Origin of the sequence: Desulfobacula sp. (assembly GCF_014237455.1) — a bacterium.
Taxonomy (GTDB): Bacteria; Desulfobacterota; Desulfobacteria; order Desulfobacterales; family Desulfobacteraceae; genus Desulfobacula.
Genome location: NZ_JABZFL010000092.1, coordinates 1 through 17,693 on the forward strand (window position 1 = coordinate 1; position 17,693 = coordinate 17,693).

General features: G+C 41.1%; 24 protein-coding genes. 19 read left to right on the forward strand and 5 right to left on the reverse strand.

The genetic code is table 11. From position 1 onward, the window contains the following. Positions 1-120: 120 nt before the first annotated feature. The 4 genes from HGJ91_RS13070 to HGJ91_RS13085 all read right to left on the reverse strand — a co-directional run bounded on the left by HGJ91_RS13070 (position 121) and on the right by HGJ91_RS13085 (position 3,734). The gene (locus HGJ91_RS13070; RefSeq protein ID WP_291348257.1) at positions 121-798 is read right to left on the reverse strand and encodes an acetate--CoA ligase family protein; all 678 of its coding nucleotides are present in this window, start codon (positions 796-798) and stop codon (positions 121-123) included. Continuing rightward, positions 792-2,159 carry a CoA-binding protein gene (locus HGJ91_RS13075; RefSeq protein WP_291348258.1) on the reverse strand — a complete coding sequence of 456 codons (1,368 nt, stop codon included), beginning with the start codon at positions 2,157-2,159 and terminating at the stop codon, positions 792-794. The genes HGJ91_RS13070 and HGJ91_RS13075 overlap by 7 nt, the downstream gene beginning before the upstream one ends. 83 nt (positions 2,160-2,242) lie before the next feature. Continuing rightward, positions 2,243-2,704: a ferritin family protein gene (locus HGJ91_RS13080; protein WP_291348259.1), complete on the reverse strand. Its 462-nt coding sequence runs from the start codon at positions 2,702-2,704 to the stop codon at positions 2,243-2,245. A 124-nt stretch (positions 2,705-2,828) separates the two neighbouring features. Then, entirely contained in the window at positions 2,829-3,734 is a 906-nt protein-coding gene (locus HGJ91_RS13085; protein WP_291348260.1) for a TIGR01777 family oxidoreductase, read from the reverse strand. Positions 3,735-4,063: 329 nt separating this feature from the next. Between HGJ91_RS13085 and HGJ91_RS13090 the strand changes: the two genes are divergently transcribed. Beyond that, positions 4,064-4,414 (forward strand): HIT family protein, encoded by a 351-nt coding sequence (locus tag HGJ91_RS13090; protein WP_291348261.1) that lies wholly within the window; start codon positions 4,064-4,066, stop codon positions 4,412-4,414. Between the two features lie 48 nt (positions 4,415-4,462). Here HGJ91_RS13090 and HGJ91_RS13095 read toward each other — a convergent pair whose 3' ends face one another. Next, positions 4,463-5,062, reverse strand: coding sequence for an ABC transporter substrate-binding protein (locus tag HGJ91_RS13095; RefSeq protein WP_291348262.1), 600 nt, complete (start codon positions 5,060-5,062; stop codon positions 4,463-4,465). A 246-nt stretch (positions 5,063-5,308) separates the two neighbouring features. Here HGJ91_RS13095 and HGJ91_RS13100 point away from each other — a divergent pair, with 246 nt between their 5' ends. From HGJ91_RS13100 to HGJ91_RS13185, 18 genes are all read left to right on the forward strand, one after another. Continuing rightward, positions 5,309-5,704, forward strand: a complete 396-nt coding sequence (locus HGJ91_RS13100; RefSeq protein WP_291348263.1) for an iron-sulfur cluster assembly scaffold protein — start codon at positions 5,309-5,311, stop codon at positions 5,702-5,704. 183 nt (positions 5,705-5,887) lie between these two features. Beyond that, the gene (locus tag HGJ91_RS13105) at positions 5,888-6,292 is read left to right on the forward strand and encodes a response regulator (RefSeq protein ID WP_291348264.1); all 405 of its coding nucleotides are present in this window, start codon (positions 5,888-5,890) and stop codon (positions 6,290-6,292) included. After that, a complete protein-coding gene (locus tag HGJ91_RS13110; RefSeq protein WP_291348265.1) occupies positions 6,292-7,146 on the forward strand; it encodes an ATP-binding protein in 855 nt (284 codons plus the stop codon). The genes HGJ91_RS13105 and HGJ91_RS13110 overlap by 1 nt, the downstream gene beginning before the upstream one ends. Further along, the gene (locus tag HGJ91_RS13115; RefSeq protein ID WP_291348266.1) at positions 7,143-8,060 is read left to right on the forward strand and encodes an ATP-binding protein; all 918 of its coding nucleotides are present in this window, start codon (positions 7,143-7,145) and stop codon (positions 8,058-8,060) included. The genes HGJ91_RS13110 and HGJ91_RS13115 overlap by 4 nt, the downstream gene beginning before the upstream one ends. Before the next feature lie 13 nt (positions 8,061-8,073). Continuing rightward, positions 8,074-8,460, forward strand: a complete 387-nt coding sequence (locus HGJ91_RS13120) for a NifB/NifX family molybdenum-iron cluster-binding protein (RefSeq protein WP_291348267.1) — start codon at positions 8,074-8,076, stop codon at positions 8,458-8,460. A gap of 24 nt (positions 8,461-8,484) precedes the next feature. After that, on the forward strand, positions 8,485-8,844 hold the full coding sequence (locus tag HGJ91_RS13125; protein ID WP_291348268.1) for a NifB/NifX family molybdenum-iron cluster-binding protein: 360 nt from the start codon (positions 8,485-8,487) through the stop codon (positions 8,842-8,844). Positions 8,845-8,944: 100 nt separating this feature from the next. Continuing rightward, positions 8,945-9,199, forward strand: a complete 255-nt coding sequence (locus HGJ91_RS13130) for a zinc ribbon domain-containing protein (protein ID WP_291348269.1) — start codon at positions 8,945-8,947, stop codon at positions 9,197-9,199. 2 nt (positions 9,200-9,201) lie between these two features. Then, the gene (locus tag HGJ91_RS13135; RefSeq protein WP_291348270.1) at positions 9,202-9,630 is read left to right on the forward strand and encodes an iron-sulfur cluster assembly scaffold protein; all 429 of its coding nucleotides are present in this window, start codon (positions 9,202-9,204) and stop codon (positions 9,628-9,630) included. 4 nt (positions 9,631-9,634) lie between these two features. After that, complete coding sequence (locus HGJ91_RS13140; protein ID WP_291348271.1) at positions 9,635-10,156, forward strand: gamma carbonic anhydrase family protein; 522 nt, start codon at positions 9,635-9,637, stop codon at positions 10,154-10,156. Between the two features lie 15 nt (positions 10,157-10,171). Then, positions 10,172-10,474: a hypothetical protein gene (locus HGJ91_RS13145; protein ID WP_291348272.1), complete on the forward strand. Its 303-nt coding sequence runs from the start codon at positions 10,172-10,174 to the stop codon at positions 10,472-10,474. Positions 10,475-10,568: 94 nt separating this feature from the next. Then, positions 10,569-11,348: an enoyl-CoA hydratase-related protein gene (locus tag HGJ91_RS13150; protein WP_291348273.1), complete on the forward strand. Its 780-nt coding sequence runs from the start codon at positions 10,569-10,571 to the stop codon at positions 11,346-11,348. 4 nt (positions 11,349-11,352) lie between these two features. Next, positions 11,353-11,901, forward strand: coding sequence for a rhomboid family intramembrane serine protease (locus tag HGJ91_RS13155; RefSeq protein ID WP_291348274.1), 549 nt, complete (start codon positions 11,353-11,355; stop codon positions 11,899-11,901). Positions 11,902-11,980: 79 nt separating this feature from the next. Continuing rightward, positions 11,981-13,981, forward strand: a complete 2,001-nt coding sequence (locus HGJ91_RS13160; RefSeq protein WP_291348275.1) for a PAS domain S-box protein — start codon at positions 11,981-11,983, stop codon at positions 13,979-13,981. 82 nt (positions 13,982-14,063) lie between these two features. Then, positions 14,064-14,384, forward strand: coding sequence for an IS66 family insertion sequence element accessory protein TnpB (locus HGJ91_RS13165; protein ID WP_291348276.1), 321 nt, complete (start codon positions 14,064-14,066; stop codon positions 14,382-14,384). Beyond that, on the forward strand, positions 14,384-14,737 hold the full coding sequence (tnpB, locus tag HGJ91_RS13170) for an IS66 family insertion sequence element accessory protein TnpB (RefSeq protein ID WP_291348277.1): 354 nt from the start codon (positions 14,384-14,386) through the stop codon (positions 14,735-14,737). Before HGJ91_RS13165 ends, tnpB begins: the two co-directional genes overlap by 1 nt. Positions 14,738-14,779: 42 nt before the next feature. Next, on the forward strand, positions 14,780-16,324 hold the full coding sequence (locus HGJ91_RS13175; RefSeq protein ID WP_291348278.1) for an IS66 family transposase: 1,545 nt from the start codon (positions 14,780-14,782) through the stop codon (positions 16,322-16,324). A gap of 40 nt (positions 16,325-16,364) precedes the next feature. Next, positions 16,365-16,976, forward strand: a complete 612-nt coding sequence (locus tag HGJ91_RS13180; protein WP_291348279.1) for a response regulator — start codon at positions 16,365-16,367, stop codon at positions 16,974-16,976. Positions 16,977-17,026: 50 nt separating this feature from the next. Then, positions 17,027-17,650, forward strand: a complete 624-nt coding sequence (locus HGJ91_RS13185) for a site-2 protease family protein (RefSeq protein ID WP_291348280.1) — start codon at positions 17,027-17,029, stop codon at positions 17,648-17,650. Positions 17,651-17,693 lie beyond the last annotated feature (43 nt).

Here is a 17,693-nt window from a genome sequence, read left to right on the forward strand (position 1 = left end):
GCGCTGGATGATAATTTTACATTACTTTGCCCGCCAAGTGGCAAACTGGTTAATAATTCCATTGTAGCCGCTCTGTTCCGGCTAGTGGCATGATGCTTTTATGGGAAACTTCAGTTATTTTTAACATGGCAACATTATCCTTGCATCCGCTATGACACACCGGTCTCTGGTACAAATAACGGGATTTAAATCCACGGATTCGATATCATTTTCAAGTTCCATGACAAACAAGGAGAAATTAACAATCAAATGGGTTAAAATTTCCATATTTACACCGGCCATCCCCCGGTATCCTGATATAATCTTTTTTGCTTTCAGTGATTCCACCATAGAAAGAACATCGTCCGGCTTAAGCGGGGCCATCCTGACTGCCGTGTCATTATAAATTTCAACGGATGTACCGCCGATGCCAAAAACAATAACAGGCCCGAACTGAAAATCATTTTTTGCCCCGATAATAACCTCAATACCTTGAACCATCTGTTCAACAAGAATATTTTCGCACCCGGGTAGCTGTTGCAGTCTTGCCATTTCGCTTTTCAGGTGATCACTTGACATAATTCCTGTAACAACCGCCTGATGCTCTGTCTTATGAAGAATTTTTTTTGAAACAGCCTTTGCCACAACCGGAGATTCTGATTTCTTTAAAAATTGATCTGCTGCTTCAAAGGAATTGGTTAAAATAAAATCAGGTATGTCAAGCCCCTGTAATTTCATTAATGCCTTTGCATCCGGTTCCAAAATCCATCCGGATGATTTGCTTTTCTCTATAATTTTTTTGCTGTTCTTCTCTAACATGGTCTGCACCTCATTAATGCCTTGGCCATGAGGACTGCTCCTTCCACAGAGGATGCCACCGGAATATTATTGAGTTCAAACCCTTCGATAATAATTTTATATTTATCTTCATTGGGAACATATGCAATCATTGGTTTGCCTTCATTCCTTGCCACCTGGCTGAGTTTGGCACCGATATCAGTGGAAATACCCGGTGAGTAAGGAATCAACAGGGCCATGATACAGTCAATATTACCATCCCTTGACAAATGTCTTGCAGAAGTCACAATATCACTGTCTGTCGAGCTTCCGGTGAGATCCAGGGGATTGACAAGAGAAACAATATTTCTAATTTCAGGTGACAGTTTCTCCTTAATAATATCTATTGTTGCAGATTCTATTTCAGGGATGAATATACCATGCCGCTCACAGGCATCAGCTGCTATAACACCATGTCCACCACTCAGAGTAATAATACCGATATTGCCTTTTATGCCTTTGGGATAACAGCTTAATGACTCGCAAAAAGAAGTCAGTTCATATTCATTATCGGCCTCGGCCACACAATATTGTTTCATGATTTCGGAAAAAACTCTGTAATCCCCTGCCAGAGAAGCTGTATGGCTGGAAACCGCCTCAATACCCTTTTTGCTCTTTCCGGCCTTTAAGACAACCACGGGTTTGGAGCAATGTTCCGCTTTTTTAATAAATTGACGACCTTCTCCTTTTTCAAACCCTTCAATATAAAAAGCAATCACTTTTGTCGCAAGGTCCTTATCCAACCAGTCCAGCATATCTGTTTCCCTGATATAAGCCTTGTTTCCGATACTGACGGCAAGAGACACACCAACGCCCTGACCTGCAAATTTAACCATCTGATCCACCAGTACTCCCCCGCTTTGACTGATAAAACCGACGTTGCCTTTGTCCGGGCGAATGATCCTTTCTCCGGGGAGAAAAAACGTGTCCACGTAATCAGGCGCATAAATACCAAGGCAGTTGGGACCCACAAAAGGAAAAGAGGCTTCTTTTGCCATATCGACCAGCCGTTGCTGCATATCTAAGTTCCCTGATTCTGCAAATCCGCCGGATACGATCACTGCACCCCCGATCCCCTTTTTAATACATTGTTCCACCACCCTGGGAACAAACTGGGCACGGACTGCAATGACTGCCATATCAATATCTTCTTCGATATGCCCGACACTCTGATAAAGGGTTTCCCGATTAAGAAGCCCCCCTCTTGGATTCACTGGAAATGTTTTTATCGGATATCGCAAATGATTTTTATTGTAGATCACATTAGCCGGGTGATTGTCCTGTGATGTGGACACGCCGACAACCGCCATCGTCGATGGTCTGAAAAGACATTTTAAATCCACTTTTCTTCCTTTACCCGGACACGCTTAATTTATAACTAAAAAAGGGCTGAGATACTCATCATCAACCCTTTTTACTAACAAAATTAATTATCCTGATCAGCCAGATAATCATCATATATGGATTCTAATGCAAGTTTATGTTTTGATTCTTCCTGAACAAGGATCATAAACACTTTTTTCACATCTTCATTATCTGTCTTGTCTGCAAGTGTGGAATAAAGCTTAACCGCTTTTTCTTCTCTTTTCATGGCAAGTTTAAGAATTTCAGGCATGGGCATGCCTTCTTTATACTCTATTTCCACCATATAATCGCTTATTTTAAGATCTGCGATTTTTTTAAACTCATAAGAATCAATTTTCTCTTTATTGCCTGCAATATTTGAAAGAAGTATAACATGGTTTTCTTCTTCTTTTGCAAATCTCTCAAAGGTTTCTTTAAGTGACGCCCGAGTTGCTTCTTTGGCTAAAGACAAATAAAAATCAACGGCTTCTTTTTCCCTGTCAATGGCAAAATTTAATATTTCATCAACCGATCCAAATTCCATGTTTACTCTCCTCCTGTTAGCGTTTTAATAATTATTTTCGTAATATTTGAAAACTGCATACCACATCCGTGAATATTTAAATACCGATTATATATGATAAACAGGCCAATTATCAATTAAAAATTTATTTTTCAAAAATTTCGTTAAGTGCTGACCCCACATCTGAAAAGAAAAATGAATACCCTGACTCCGTAAGATTTTTAGGAATCACTCTTTGGCTTTTTAAAAGAGAACCGCCAAGTTCACCCATTATTGCCTTGATCATAAAGGATGGGGCAGGCATAAATGCAGGTCTGTTTAATGCATGACCCAACGCTTTGGCAAATTGCTTCTGCCGGACAGGCGTGGGTCCCGTAAAATTAAATATGCCCTCAAGTTCTTCGTTTTCAACAATGAATTCAACCGCTTTTTCAAGATCTTTAACATGTATCCATGGAAACCACTGGCGGCCGTCACCCAGAGGGCCACCAGAGAACAGCTTAAATGCAGGAACCATCAAAGACAGGGCCCCTCCATCCCCGAGAACAACACCGAATCGCATGACTGCGACACTGACACCTTTTTCTCTGGCCCTTAACCCTTCTTTCTCCCAATCCGTACACACCTTTGCCAGAAAATTCTTTCCCGGGGTTCTTTCTTCGGTTAACAAATCTTCCTTGCAATCTCCATAAATTCCAACAGCAGAAGCTGTCAAAAGCTTTTGAGTTTTTCCATTCTCAATGGCATTGATAATATGTCGGGTTGTTAATATGCGGGAGTCATAAATTGCTTTTTGGGTTTTTTTTGTCCAATACCGAAAAATATTTCGACCGGCCAAATTAATAATAATATCCGATCCTGCAACGTGGTCCTGCCACTTTCCTTCGACAGAAGTATCTGAACTGATCCATTCAAATCCTTTAAATTCCATTGAAAAGGGATGGGTTTGAGACGTACCCATACCGGTTACGTGGTATCCTTTTGATAAAAAAAGGCCGGCAAGCCTTTTCCCGATAAAACCTGAAGCACCTGTGATTAGTATTTTTTTCATGCTTCTCGACCCATTTTTTGTTTTGAAAACTTAAGTTTAAATATAAGTATATTTTTTAAATAAACAATGCAGAATAAAATATGCGTGGCCCTTTTATTGAAATTTTCTTTATGGTATACCTTGATAAAAAAACGAATTCAACCACTTCTCAAGACGGAAAAATTAGGCATGATTACAAAAAAATTGCCCCATATTAGCCGATACAAAACAAGGAAATATTTACAAGAAACCATTTTTGATATCGATAAGTCATCTGAAGTCAAATGAACACGCCAGATATTTTCCAAAAAAATGCTCTGAAACCAATAGCCGGTTGTCCGTTTTGCAAAATGAAAAATTCAATAATCATTGCTGAAAACAAAACAGCTTATGCCATCAGGGACAGTTCACCTGTCAGCTTAAACCACATGCTCGTCATCCCAAAGCGGCACTGCCTTGATTATTTTGAAATGACCCGGCAGGAACACTGCGATGCCCATGAATTGATTGAAACACTGAAAGACAAAATTCTTGAAAATGATCCACTGGTTAAAGGTTTCAATGTCGGTGTAAATTGCGGAGAAACCGCAGGCCAGACCGTATTTCATACCCACATTCACCTCATCCCGCGAAGGGAGAAAGACACGCCGAATCCCAGAGGAGGTGTCCGGGGGGTTATTCCTGATAAAATGAACTACTGATTTTTAAAAGTCTCCGCTTCCTTTAGGTTAACCGTGAAGATGGTGTGATCAGTTTTCAATTTTCTTTTCAAGCTCTTCCACTAACTTGTCATAAGAATCTTTCTGAAGGATATGATCAAACTGGGAACGGTAGTTCCCCACCAGGCTGACGCCTTCTATGACCAGGTCATATATCAGCCAGGAACCATCTTTGGTATTATACAGTCTGTAATCAATGGGAATTTCAATTGTTTTCGTAATAATTTTCGTATTTACCCGTGCTTTCTTTTTTTTAACAAACTCTTTTAAATAGATCACTTTTTCATCGGTATAAGCCTCTATTTTAGAAATATAGGTTTCTTCAAGGAGTTGTCCAAACAGATCAATAAAGACTTTCTTTTCCTCATCACTTCTTTTTCTCCAGTGCCTGCCAAGACTTAATTGTGACATTTTAGCAAAACTGAATTTTTCATTGATCACTTTGCGAAGGGATGCTCTTCTCTTTTCGACCTGCTCTTCTCCCTTGAATGACGGGTCCTTTAATATTTCCATAATTTTATCAACAGTGATTTTTAACTGCTCCTGAACAGGCGATGCCCAGGCATGATGTGTTGGTGAAAAAACACAGACCGCAAAAAAAACAAGAAAAACAATCCTCAAAAATTTCATTAACCCCTCTTCCCTCTCAGACATGATGAATAATTTAAATCCTATAATAATAAAGATGTCAAGATATAATCCACAACAAGAGGCGTCGCTTTTTTGCGATATTTTATAAACCAATATCTGTTTCCAAACTCCTCTCATTTTATAACCTATTAAAATAATTAAATTATTATCTATCCAGCCTCTGGGCTCAATTTTGGCATAGTCTTTGCTTTGTTTATTTATATTTTTTTAAGGGAATAAACAATAATGTATCACAATACTACAGATTTTTTACAAGACCACTCTTTAACATATATAGAAATGGCTTTAAGGACAGACTGGATTGAAAGAGTTGCCAATCCTGATGGATATGGGAGAAGAACAGGAGACTGTGGAGATACAGTAGAATTTTTCTTAACCCGTAAAAATAATATTCTTCAATTTGTCTCTTTTTGTGTCCAGGGCTGTATGAATACAACGGCTTGCTGTAATACGATTGTCAGATTTGCCAAAGGAAAATCCATTGAATCGGCCTGGAACATCTCCCCGGATCAGGTAAACAATTTTTTAAAAACACTTCCCGAAGATCATTTCCATTGTGCCGAGCTTGCAGTTGGCGCACTATACCTGGCTCTGACTGATTTAGTATCTGACAACCCTTAAAATGGAAAACGATTCGAATGGTCGCATAACTGCGACCATTTCTTTATCCTTCAAACATCAAAATCTTTGGATACTATATAACATGCTTAAATTATTCATTTATTGTCCACCATTTGTTTTATTCTTCACCATGGCACATGGCTTGCAGAGTGCAAAACAAAATTTAAAGGAGAAAATATATATATGATTCATGTACTACTGGTCAGCCGGGAAAAAAGTGTTTTCAAAGAACTTGAAACAGCCTTTTCAGATAATAAAATAACCACCGAATGGACAGATACGGCAGAAAAAGCTCTTTCTATGCTTTCCAAAGAAAAATTTGACCTGTTCATCACAGAGGAACAACTTCCGGATATGACAGGAAGGAACCTTATCGAAAAAGTCCTGTTTAAAAATGCCATGATGGATAGTGTGGTTTTAAGCGCATTGTCTCATAAGGATTTTCATGAAGCCTATGAAGGCTTAGGCGTTTTGATGCAGTTTCCTGTGGTACCGGGCAAAGAACAGGCCCGGGATCTTTTGGATCACATAAACCGCATTGCCCGGATTGCAGGCCAAACAAGCAAACCAAAAGGAGAACCTATCTGATGATTATCAGTATTGCAAGCGGTAAGGGAGGAACCGGAAAAACAACTGTCTCTACCAACCTTGCACTGTCTATTGAACAAGAGGTGCAACTTTTAGACTGTGATGTTGAAGAACCCAATTCACATCTTTTTCTTAATCCGGTAATAGAAAAAAAAGAACAGGTCATTGCTCCTGTACCGGAAATTGACCTTGAAAAATGCACATTTTGTAAAAAATGCATGGACATTTGCAGGTATGGTGCCATTGCTGTGTTAAAAGATAATGTCCTTACCTTTGAAAACCTGTGCCATTCATGTGGCGGCTGTTTTGAGGTCTGTCCTGAAAATGCCGTTATGGAAAAAGAACGATCCCTGGGTGAAATCGAGCAGGGTTCTTCAAGCGGCATCTCTTTTATTCATGGCCGCCTGGAAGTAGGACAGGTAATGGCACCCCCCATTATTAAAAAAGTAAGATCATTTACTGATCCAAATCTTGTCACCATTATCGATGCACCTCCGGGAACCTCATGCCCGGTCATTGCAGCAATGAACGGGGCTGATTTTGTCCTTCTGGTAACCGAACCCACCCCTTTTGGTCTTCATGACCTCAAGCTCGCCGTTGAAACCGTGAGAATTCTTGACTTACCCCACGGGCTTGTCATCAATCGTGCAGGCCTGGGCAATGACGATGTAAAAATTTATGCCGAAAAGGAAAATATTCCCATACTCATGGAGATTCCTTTTGATAAAGAAATTGCACGGATTTATTCCAACGGTCAAATGGTTGTGGACAAACTCCCTGAATATAAACTCAAATTTCAGGACTTATTCAGGAGAATAGAGCAATTGGTAGAAAAGAGAGGGCACAACTCATGAGAGAGCTGGTTATTTTAAGTGGAAAAGGCGGAACAGGAAAAACAACCATTACGGCAGCCTTTGCTTCCCTGGCTGAGAGCATGATATTTTGTGATGCAGATGTTGATGCCGCAGATCTTCACCTGATTTTAGAACCTGATTTTAAACTATCCTCGGATTTTATCGGCGGTAATGAAGCGGTGATCGATCCTGACAAATGCACCCAGTGCGGTCGATGTCTTGAGGTTTGCAGATTCGATGCTGTCAGATTTGATGCTGACACGAACACCTATGAAGTTGATCCCATTGAATGCGAAGGATGCGGGGTTTGCTTTGATCTATGCCCGGAACAGGCCATTGATTTTCCCGAAACCATCTGTGGAGAATGGTATATTTCTGATACAAGGTTTGGTCCCATGGTTCATGCAAGGCTTGGCATTGCCCAGGAAAATTCAGGCAAACTGGTGGCCCTTGTCCGGCAGGAAGCAAGAGAAATTGCAAAAAATAAAAACCTTGATCTGATTCTAACAGACGGCCCTCCGGGTATCGGATGCCCGGTTATTGCCTCCATCGGACAGGCGACAGCCATACTGATCATTGCAGAGCCAACGGTTTCAGGCATCCATGACCTGGAAAGAGTGGGACAGCTTTCCAGACATTTTAACATCCCTGCCATGGTCTGTATCAATAAGTATGATCTGAACCCTGATCAAACAAAAAAAATTGAAGATCTTGCCAAAGAAAACAACATTGCCATTGTGGGTAGAATCTCATTTGATCAAACCTTCACAGAAGCCATGATCCAGGCAAAAACCATTTTTGAATACAACGAAAATTCACAGGCCAGTATTGAAATACGGCAGGTATGGGATAATATTCTATCTCTGCCAGAGTTTAAAAATCCTGTGACCAATAATATAATGCAACATATATAGGAGTGATAAAATTATGAAAAGCGGAAGAATAGCAGTCCCTTCAAACGGTCAGGGCGGCCTTGACGGAACAAGAGCCGGCCATTTTGGACATTGTGATGTATTTACGTTTATTGACGTGGAAGACGGTGAAATCAAAGAAGTATCTGTCCTCCAGAATCAGGAGCATGCCCAGGGTGGTTGTATGGTACCGGTTAACCTCTTGTCTGACAACAGAGTAACCGCATTGATTGTCGGTGGTATCGGCATGCGGCCTTTGATGGGCTTTAAACAGGTAGGTATTGATGTATATCACGATGATCAGCGGGCAGAGATAGAACCTGTGGTAAAAGATCTTATAGCAGGCAACCTGGCTGAAATTACAAATGATCAGGTCTGCGGTGGTGGCGGCGGACAGGTATAAAGAGTTATAAGGGAGAACACTAAAATGAAAGTAGCTGTTACATCACAGGGAGATACGCTGGATTCCCAAGTCGATCCAAGATTTGGAAGGGCTGCGTATATCCTCATCATAGATACGGAAACACTTGAATTTGAAGCATTTGATAACAATGAAAATAAAAATTCATTCAAAGGCGCCGGCACTCAGGCTGCGGCGATGGTCAGTGAGAAGGGGGCAGAGGTATTGCTGACAGGATTCTGCGGACCCAATGCCTTTACAACCCTGGAAACTGCCGGTGTAAAAGTGGCCAATGATCAAAGCGGCCGGATAATCGATGTGGTACAGAAGTTTAAGCAGGGCAATGTTGTTTATGCCAAAGATGCTAACAAAGACGGCCACTGGTAAACGGGTGAAGTACGAATAAAAAAGTACCCTGTCGAATAACTACTTGTTCACGCGTCAGGGTGCTTTTCGTATAACCGTCATTAATTATAAGGAAAAACAAATGCCCCTTTATGAATTTAAATGTGTGGACTGCGGTGAGCATAGTGAAATCCTCATTATCGGAACGCAGGACAAATCCATATGCGAATCATGCGGCAGTACAAACATGACAAAACAGATATCAGCCCATTCTTCACTGTCCGGGCCTGCCAAAAACAGCATGCCTGGTCCCGGTGATACTGCATGCTGCGGATCTTCACCCGGCCAGGCCGCCGGTTGTGCCGGTCCGGGAAGCTGTTGTGGAAAGAGTTTTTAATCATGAATAATCTGGATGAATTTTTAGATAACCTTCAAAACGAAATATTTGAAGATGCAAAAAAGGCCCTTGGTGAAAAAGGTTTTCAACGATGGCGCAATCCAAAATATAATGGGAAAATGGAAAATCCGGATGGTCATGCCAGCGTTACTGGAGAATGCGGTGACACCATGGAAATATATTTAAAATTTAAAAATAACCGGATTTCTGATGCATCCTATTTTACCAACGGCTGTGCTTCAAGTTCTATTGCAGGTTCCTTTGCCTCAGAATTAACCCTGGGCAAAGATCCGGATGAAATCACGGATATAACCGCAGAAACCGTTTTAAATACAATCGGAAAGCTCCCTGAAAAAGATTTGCATTGCGCAAGTCTTGCCGCCCGAACCGTTCAGGAAGCCTTGAGTAATTATATGACCCAAAAAGGATAAAAATATGGCCGTATACCGATATGGTGAAAGAGTTCCTCAAATTGGAAAGAACTCATATGTCAGTGATTCTGCAAGGGTCATTGGTGATGTAACCATAAAAGACAATTGCTATATCGGCCATGGCGCCATTGTCCGGGGGGATTATGGTAAAATCATCATTGGAACCGGAACCGCCATAGAAGAGAATGCCATTCTTCATATCAGACCCAATGGCATTCTTGAACTGGAAGAAAGTGTTACCGTTGGTCACGGGGCCATTATTCACGGCAAACAAATAAAATCCCATGCTGTCATCGGAATCGGCTCTGTTCTTGGATTTGATGTCGTCATAGGATCATGGACCATTGTAGCTGAAGGGTGCGTCGTGCCCCAGAATACGATCATTCCTGACGAGAAAATCACTGGTGGCGTCCCTTTTAAAATCATTGGGGATGTCAAACAAAAGCATAAGGATTTCTGGACATATGGGAAACAGCTTTATGTTGACCTTGCCCGCGAATATCCTGAAAAATTTGAAAAACTGTAACCAACCCTTATTCTAATGGAAATTATTTTAGATTTAACCCGCCACTGCATTGAAACAGCGTCTAAAAAAAAATATGAGCGCCTGATCAGACAATATTTTAAAACCACTGCCACCCAAAAAGAAAAAATCATCATTGAAAAACAAATCAATGCTTTAAAATATTTCCTTGAAAAAGCTGATTTTCCTGAACTTAGAAATCGTTGTACTAACACTATTTCAGTTGAAAAAAAGGCTGTTCTGATCATTTTACAGCATTTTGAAAAAATGCATATCCGCTTCAACAACGCAACCCTGTATCCGATCTGGAAAACCAAATGAGAATAAAATAATATTTTCAGATCTTTTAATTGCCCTGCATAACTGCTACGGTAAAAATTATGATTAATACTTGTGAAAAAAAGGACAGATTACAATGAAATTTGAGAAAGTGATTGTTGAAAAAAATGAAAATCATGTTGCAACACTTACGTTAAACCGCCCTGAAAGCATGAATACCTTTAGCAGCCAAATGGCTGCCGAACTGAATCAGGCACTCATTGAGCTTGATTCGGACCCATTGATCAGGGTCATTCTTTTAAAAGGAGCCGGAAAGGCGTTTTGTGCCGGAATTGACGTGAATGAGCTTGCCGGAAAAACAGCTATTGAATACCGCGAATGGATAGAAAAAATGGAACACCCCCTTGTTACCATTTCAAAACTAAAAAAACCGGTCATTGCACAGCTTCATGGTGTTGCTGCGGCAAACGGTATGGGATTAATCGCAGCAGCAGATCTGGTCATTGCTGCAGATAATTCACGCATGGGCCTGACCGCAATCAATGTGGGGCTCAACTGCGTTGGCCCCATCATCCCTGTTTCCAGATGTGTCGGCCGGAAAAAGGCATTAGAACTTTTGCTTTACGGGAATCTAATAAAAATGCCCGAAGCACTCTCCCTTGGCCTGATAAATAAAATTGTCCCCCAAGACGAGCTTGAATCCCAGGCCCTTCAATGGGCAGAAGAACTGGCACAAAAAAGCCCCATAGCCGTCCAGATTGCAAAAACCGGGTTTTATCATTCTGAAGATATGAGTTATGAAGAGCAGTTTGCCTATATGAACGAGGCCTTTGCCCGCCTGTGCACCACAGATGACGCAAAAGAAGGGGTCGCTGCATTTTTTGAAAGACGAGACCCTGTCTGGCAGGAAAAATAACCCATTGAAAATCAAATACAACTCCCCTGTAATCCTGACGTATTCCATACTGTCAATATGCATTTTAAGTTTTTGCAGCAGCGGGCTTGTATCAAAACATTTTTCTTCTCCGGCTCACCTGGCCTTTTTGAATCCATATTTTTATCTCAGACTGGTTTCATATATTGCCGGCCATGGTGGCTGGAGTCATCTTATAGGGAATCTGATGATAACCCTTCTTGTCGGGCCGTTGCTTGAAGAAAAATACGGATCAGGTAAGCTTTTGGAAATGATTTTGGTTACAGCCGTTGTCACAGGGTTATTGAACACTTTTTTATTTTCAACATCTCTTACAGGCGGAAGTGGGATTGCTTTCATGTTGATTCTTCTCAGCTCATTTTCGAATATCAAATCAAAAGAGATTCCTTTAACCTTTATAATAATTGCGGTGCTTTTCATTGGCAGCGAGGTGGCTTCAACCCTGAAAATAGACAGGATCTCACAGTTCAGCCACCTTGCCGGCGGTTTCATCGGAGCGGGTTATGGATTCATTAGAAGTGGCAGGAGGTTTTAATTGAACTGAGAAAAGACATTGATTGGATTTTTCATTTGATGGGAAAATTGAATAGTACACTGAAGTTGGAGAAAGAATTATGATTCCGTCTACTATAATTGGGTTTATCAACAATGCAGCTCTCTTGTTAGCTTTGGGACTGCTCTATGATATCTTGACCTTGAGACAGGTTGGGGGGAAAACCTCTTTCAATCAAATGGTCACCGGAGTGATACTTGGGGGCATTGGTATTGCAGTTATGTCCAATCCATGGGAATTCACCCCCGGGGTTATCTTTGACACACGGTCGATTCTATTGTGCATTACAGGGTTTTTCTTTGGAACACTTCCGGTCATAATGACAATATTAATAACAGGCGCCTATCGGCTGTTTCTTGGCGGAGAAGGGGTTTGGACGGGACTTGGGGTTATCGCCACATCTGGACTGGTTGGTTTGGCATGGCGGCATAAGCAAAAAAATGACCTGAAAAATGTGTCAATGAAGGAGTTGTATGCACTTGGCATGATTGTTCATGTTTTGATGCTTCTCTGGATGTTAACCCTGCCATGGCCCATAGCCAAAGAAGTTCTCTCCAGAATAACCCTTCCAGTCTTATTGATCTTTCCTGTTGGAACGGCACTTTTAGGTCAACTGATGAAGAATCGGCATGCGAATAAACTGGCAAAGATGGAACTTAAAGAATCTGAAGAAAAATACAGGGAATTGGCAGATTCATTACCACAGAGTATTTTTGAAATTGATGAAACAGGCAGGGTTATCTATACAAACCAAACTGCTTTTGATCTTTTCAAGTACACTAAAGATGAATTTGACAAAGGGATAAATATTAGTCAAATAATAATTCCAGAGGATCATGACCGGGCACTAAAAAATATGCAAAGCATATTGAACGGCATCCAGTTAGGCGGTATAGAATACACGGCACTAAGGCATGACGGCACCACTTTCCCTGTTGTGATACATGCAAGCCTTGTTACTCGTAATGCAAAACCGATCGGTTTAAGGGGTTTGTTAATAGACATCAGTGACCAGAAAAAAATGGAGGAAAAATTAAAAAAAAGTGAGGAACGATATCGGAAGTATTTTGAAGATAATATTGTAGGCGCTTATATCTCAAGCCCTGGAGGGAAGCTGATTGCATGCAATCGGGAATATAAAAAAATATTTGGATTCGATAGCACTCAACAGGCTTTGGATACGACTATTTCCAAAATTTTCGAGGTTCCTAATGAGAGGGCCGAATTCTTGAGACTTCTTAAAAAGAAAAAACGGGTGACTGGCTATGAATCTAAATTGAGAAAAATCAATGGGACACCTGTTCGGATGCTTGAAAATGCTTCAGGGGTTTTTGATGAAGAGGGCAACTTAAAACGTATAAGAGGGTTTTTAATGGATGTTACTGAGCAAAGAAAACTTGAAGCTCAACTTCGGCAGGCCCAGAGGATGGAAACCATCGGTACCCTTGCCGGCGGTATTGCCCACGATTTCAATAATATTCTTTTCCCGATTTTAGGCCATACAGATATGTTATTAGCGGATATTCCTGAAGGCAGCCCGCTTCAAGATGGTCTGAATGAAATTTCCGCCGGTGCCTTGAGAGCCAAGGATCTGGTAAGACAGATCCTGACATTTTCCCGCCAGGATACTACCGAGTTGATCCTGATGAAGATGCAGCCGATTGTCAAAGAAGCATTAAAACTGATCCGGTCGACCATCCCCACAACAATTGACATCACACAGGATATCAATGCGAATTGTGGTGCGATCAAAGCTGATCCCACACAACTTCACCAGATTATAATGAATCTTACCACCAATGCGTATCATGCCATGGAGGAGACCGGAGGGGTCTTAAGCGTCAGTCTCAAAGAAATCGAATTAGGGAATGATGACGCAATAAATCTTGATCTGGAACCGGGCACTTATGTCTGCCTTACTATAGCAGATACAGGCACAGGCATGGATAAGAATATAATAGAAAAAATCTTTGATCCATTCTTTACTACCAAAGAAGTAGGCAAGGGTACGGGGATGGGGATGTCAGTTGTCCACGGCATTGTTAAAAGCATGAAGGGGTAAGCGCTCAACAAACCCCATCTTAAAAAATTCATAACCGTGTGTCATATTATGCTGACTTTATAATTTTTGTGAGGAGGCAAGCATGATAACAGCATCAAGGCAAAATCAGCGAACTAAGAAACAAAAGTACTGGCAGCGTCATATTGAAAAGTGGTCCCAGTCCGGATTAAGCCAGACAGCATACTGTAGAGAATACAAGTTAAAAACCAAAAGTTTTACTTATTTCAAGTCCAGACTAAAAAAGAAAAACCTGCCTGTGCAATTTGTTCAGGTGCCGGTTGAACCTGTGCGGGCGCCTTCTTTTTTAAAACTTAATATTGGTTCAAGTTTTCAAATTGACATACCCGATGGATTTTCTCAAAATACTTTGACACAGGTATTGCAAGTGCTTGGAGGCGTGTAATGTTTTTGCCGTCTGCCAATATTAAGGTGTATCTTGCCATGGGGTTTACTGATATGAGAAAATCTATCAATGGATTATCCATTCTTGTCAGCGAACATTTGGAACTTAATCCTTTTTCCGGCCATCTTTTTGTTTTCTGTAACAGGAAACGCAATATGGTTAAAATATTGTACTGGGACCAAAACGGATTCTGTTTGTGGCACAAGAAACTTGAAAAACATATCTTCATATGGCCTGATTCAAAAGAGCATATAAAAGCCATAGGCAAAAGAGAACTTGCCTGGCTGTTGGATGGAATTGACATCCATCAAAAGCAGGCTCATAAACCTTTAAATTATTCAATAATTTATTAAAAATCTATTTACAATTTCAAGTAGTTATGATATACAACCTGCATGAATAATGAGGCTTGCACAGACACAAAAAATGATGATTTTTCCATTAGGGAAAAAGTATATATTGCTGATATTGCCTCTTTGAAAGAGCAGGTTCGTTCCCTGCAGGCCAAACTGTTTGGTCGCTCCAGTGAAGCAAAGATTACACTTGATGATAAACAGCTTAATCTCTTTGACACTTCTGAGGATGAACTGCCCATTACAGATGAACCCGATGAAGAAATTGAAATCCCGGGCCATAAACGTAAAAAGCCTGGAAGAAAGCCACTTCCTGATAATCTTCCTCGTATAGATGTTGAACATGATCTTACACCAGAAGAAAAACAGTGCCAATGCGGATGTATCAAATCACGGATTGGTAAAGAGGTATCAGAGCAGCTTGATATCATCCCTGCAAAAATGCAGGTAATCAGAAACATTCGTTACAAATATGCCTGTAAAAACTGTGAAGGTGTTGAAGATGACAAACCTGCTGTCACCATAGCAAGGATGCCTGATCAGATTATACCCAAAAGTATGGCAACTCCTGGACTTATTGCTCATGTTATGACTGCCAAATTTATTGATGCTCTTCCTTTTTACAGGCAGGAAAAACAGTTTGTCAGAATGGGCATTAAAATCCCAAGAGCCACCATGTGCAACTGGGCAATGAGGGTGTCTGGTGCCTGTGATATTATCCTTGACATGCTCAAGGCTGAAGTTCTTAAAAATCATTTAATCCATATCGATGAAACAACACTGAATGTTTTAAATGAACCGGGAAGAAAAAAATCTTACATGTGGCTTTACAAATCAGGTCCGCCTGGAGCTCCTGTAATACTTTATGAATATCATGCATCCCGGTCAGGTGATGTGCCAAAAGCATTTTTAAAAGATTATCATGGTATTGTACAGACAGACGGATATAAAGGTTATGATTTTCTTGATCCTTTAAAAACCATAGTTCATGCGGGCTGCTGGGCACATGTCCGCAGAAAATTCACAGATGTAATCAAAGCTTCAGGGAAGAAAAATTCATCAGGTAATGCAGGTACAGCTTTAAAATTTATCTCCAGGTTGTATAAAATTGAAAAAATGGCCAGAGGAAATAACATTAGCCATGCAGACCTTTATTCTATCCGGCAAAGCAAGTCTCGTCCCATAGTAAAGGATTTTAAAAAGTGGCTTGACTCAAGGCTTGAAAAAGTACCACCAACAAGCCTGCTTGGCAAAGCCATAAATTATACCCTCGGGCAATGGCATAGACTTACTCCCTTTCTTAAAGATGGTCGTATTCCCATGGACAACAATGCTGCAGAAAATGCCATAAGACCATTTGTCATTGGAAGAAAGAACTGGCTGTTCAGTTGCACACCAGAAGGAGCCAGGGCAAGTGCAACCCTGTACAGCCTGATTGAAACGGCCAAGGCAAATAAGCTTGAGCCTTACTGGTATCTCAGATATCTTTTTAAAAACCTTCCTGAAGCAATGACTTCAGAAGACTTTAAACAACTTTTACCAATGTATGTTGATAAAGCAGCACTCAACATACTTGATTATAAATAATACTTTTCAAAGAACTCCCCCAAATATCTCATGCTTTGACATGCTTGAACAGGTGGGGTTTATTGAGCGCTTACCTACCAAAGAAGTAGGCAAGGGTACGGGGATGGGGATGTCAGTTGTCCACGGCATTGTTAAAAGCATGAAGGGAGCTATCCAGGTATATAGCGAGCCTGGTAAAGGAGCTGAATTTCGTGTTTGTTTACCAGTGGAACAGAGTTCTTTTGAAAAACAGAGTATCCAAATTCATGACGTAATACAGAGTGGAACAGAACAAATTCTGTTTGTGGATGATGAAGCCGCAATCATTACAATGGGAAAACAGGTGCTGGAGCGCTTGGGGTATCAAGTTACTTCACGTACCAGCAGCCTTGAAGCCCTTGAAGCTTTTCGGGCTAATCCTGACAGATTTGATCTGGTCATCACTGATATGGCAATGCCGAATATGCCCGGAGACAAACTATCAACTGAGCTGATCAAAATACGTTCCGATATTCCCGTACTGCTTTGCACCGGGTTCAGTGAAAATATATCTAAAGAAAAGGCGGCATCTCTGGGAATTAAGGGGTTTATATTAAAGCCGATTGTGATGAAGGATCTTGCCCAGAAGATACGTGAAGTGCTGGATAATAATAACGCTGTATTCCGGAATTAATACTTTAATGTTCGGAATACTTTTACAGCGTGCTGTCAAGGAGATAATCCATGGGCCTGCTCAATCTGTTGCTTAAAGATCCGCTTGCGTTCATCCTCATCGCCATACCGCTCTTGTATGCCATCATTTTTCATGAGCTGGCGCATGGCTGGGTAGCCTATCGCATGGGTGATCCGACAGCCAAGTCGCTCGGCCGCCTAACCCTCAATCCGCTCAAACACCTCGACCCTGTAGGCACCATCATGCTCTTTATTTTCGGCTTTGGCTGGGCAAAGCCGGTGCCGGTGAATCTCAATCGACTGCATGACAGGCGCAAGGGGATGATAGTGGTCTCTTCCGCAGGGATCATCGCGAACATGCTATTGGCGTTTAGTGCTCTTTTTTTGGATCGCTTGCTGTCCCCTTCGCCGTCAAGTATACTGGCACTGCTTCTCTATTACTTTGCGCAGATCAACATCATCCTGGCCGCTTTTAATTTGATACCACTGCCGCCTCTCGACGGGTCAAAAATTCTTATGGGCTTTGTATCCCCAAGCATTCAAAACCACCTTTTCCGTCTTGAGCGGTATGGGTTTTTTATTATTATCGGGCTACTTTATTTAGGTGTTCTAAACCCTGTAATTCACTTTTTTCAATGGATGATTCTATCGCTTATCAAACTGTTGTTGCCCTAATTACTTGTCTTTTTTGTTATAGGCTTTTATATATGTTGTATCT

Excerpts from the sequence above, each read along its gene's own strand:
- HGJ91_RS13070 (WP_291348257.1), bottom strand. The coding sequence starts at position 798 with ATGTTAGAGAAGAACAGCAAAAAAATTATAGAGAAAAGCAAATCATCC.
- HGJ91_RS13080 (WP_291348259.1), bottom strand. The coding sequence starts at position 2,704 with ATGGAATTTGGATCGGTTGATGAAATATTAAATTTTGCCATTGACAGG.
- HGJ91_RS13085 (WP_291348260.1), bottom strand. The coding sequence starts at position 3,734 with ATGAAAAAAATACTAATCACAGGTGCTTCAGGTTTTATCGGGAAAAGG.
- HGJ91_RS13090 (WP_291348261.1), top strand. The coding sequence starts at position 4,064 with ATGAAAAATTCAATAATCATTGCTGAAAACAAAACAGCTTATGCCATC.
- HGJ91_RS13095 (WP_291348262.1), bottom strand. The coding sequence starts at position 5,062 with ATGAAATTTTTGAGGATTGTTTTTCTTGTTTTTTTTGCGGTCTGTGTT.
- HGJ91_RS13100 (WP_291348263.1), top strand. The coding sequence starts at position 5,309 with ATGTATCACAATACTACAGATTTTTTACAAGACCACTCTTTAACATAT.
- HGJ91_RS13105 (WP_291348264.1), top strand. The coding sequence starts at position 5,888 with ATGATTCATGTACTACTGGTCAGCCGGGAAAAAAGTGTTTTCAAAGAA.
- HGJ91_RS13110 (WP_291348265.1), top strand. The coding sequence starts at position 6,292 with ATGATTATCAGTATTGCAAGCGGTAAGGGAGGAACCGGAAAAACAACT.
- HGJ91_RS13115 (WP_291348266.1), top strand. The coding sequence starts at position 7,143 with ATGAGAGAGCTGGTTATTTTAAGTGGAAAAGGCGGAACAGGAAAAACA.
- HGJ91_RS13120 (WP_291348267.1), top strand. The coding sequence starts at position 8,074 with ATGAAAAGCGGAAGAATAGCAGTCCCTTCAAACGGTCAGGGCGGCCTT.
- HGJ91_RS13125 (WP_291348268.1), top strand. The coding sequence starts at position 8,485 with ATGAAAGTAGCTGTTACATCACAGGGAGATACGCTGGATTCCCAAGTC.
- HGJ91_RS13130 (WP_291348269.1), top strand. The coding sequence starts at position 8,945 with ATGCCCCTTTATGAATTTAAATGTGTGGACTGCGGTGAGCATAGTGAA.
- HGJ91_RS13135 (WP_291348270.1), top strand. The coding sequence starts at position 9,202 with ATGAATAATCTGGATGAATTTTTAGATAACCTTCAAAACGAAATATTT.
- HGJ91_RS13140 (WP_291348271.1), top strand. The coding sequence starts at position 9,635 with ATGGCCGTATACCGATATGGTGAAAGAGTTCCTCAAATTGGAAAGAAC.
- HGJ91_RS13145 (WP_291348272.1), top strand. The coding sequence starts at position 10,172 with ATGGAAATTATTTTAGATTTAACCCGCCACTGCATTGAAACAGCGTCT.
- HGJ91_RS13150 (WP_291348273.1), top strand. The coding sequence starts at position 10,569 with ATGAAATTTGAGAAAGTGATTGTTGAAAAAAATGAAAATCATGTTGCA.
- HGJ91_RS13160 (WP_291348275.1), top strand. The coding sequence starts at position 11,981 with ATGATTCCGTCTACTATAATTGGGTTTATCAACAATGCAGCTCTCTTG.
- HGJ91_RS13165 (WP_291348276.1), top strand. The coding sequence starts at position 14,064 with ATGATAACAGCATCAAGGCAAAATCAGCGAACTAAGAAACAAAAGTAC.
- tnpB (WP_291348277.1), top strand. The coding sequence starts at position 14,384 with ATGTTTTTGCCGTCTGCCAATATTAAGGTGTATCTTGCCATGGGGTTT.
- HGJ91_RS13175 (WP_291348278.1), top strand. The coding sequence starts at position 14,780 with ATGAATAATGAGGCTTGCACAGACACAAAAAATGATGATTTTTCCATT.
- HGJ91_RS13180 (WP_291348279.1), top strand. The coding sequence starts at position 16,365 with ATGCTTGAACAGGTGGGGTTTATTGAGCGCTTACCTACCAAAGAAGTA.
- HGJ91_RS13185 (WP_291348280.1), top strand. The coding sequence starts at position 17,027 with ATGGGCCTGCTCAATCTGTTGCTTAAAGATCCGCTTGCGTTCATCCTC.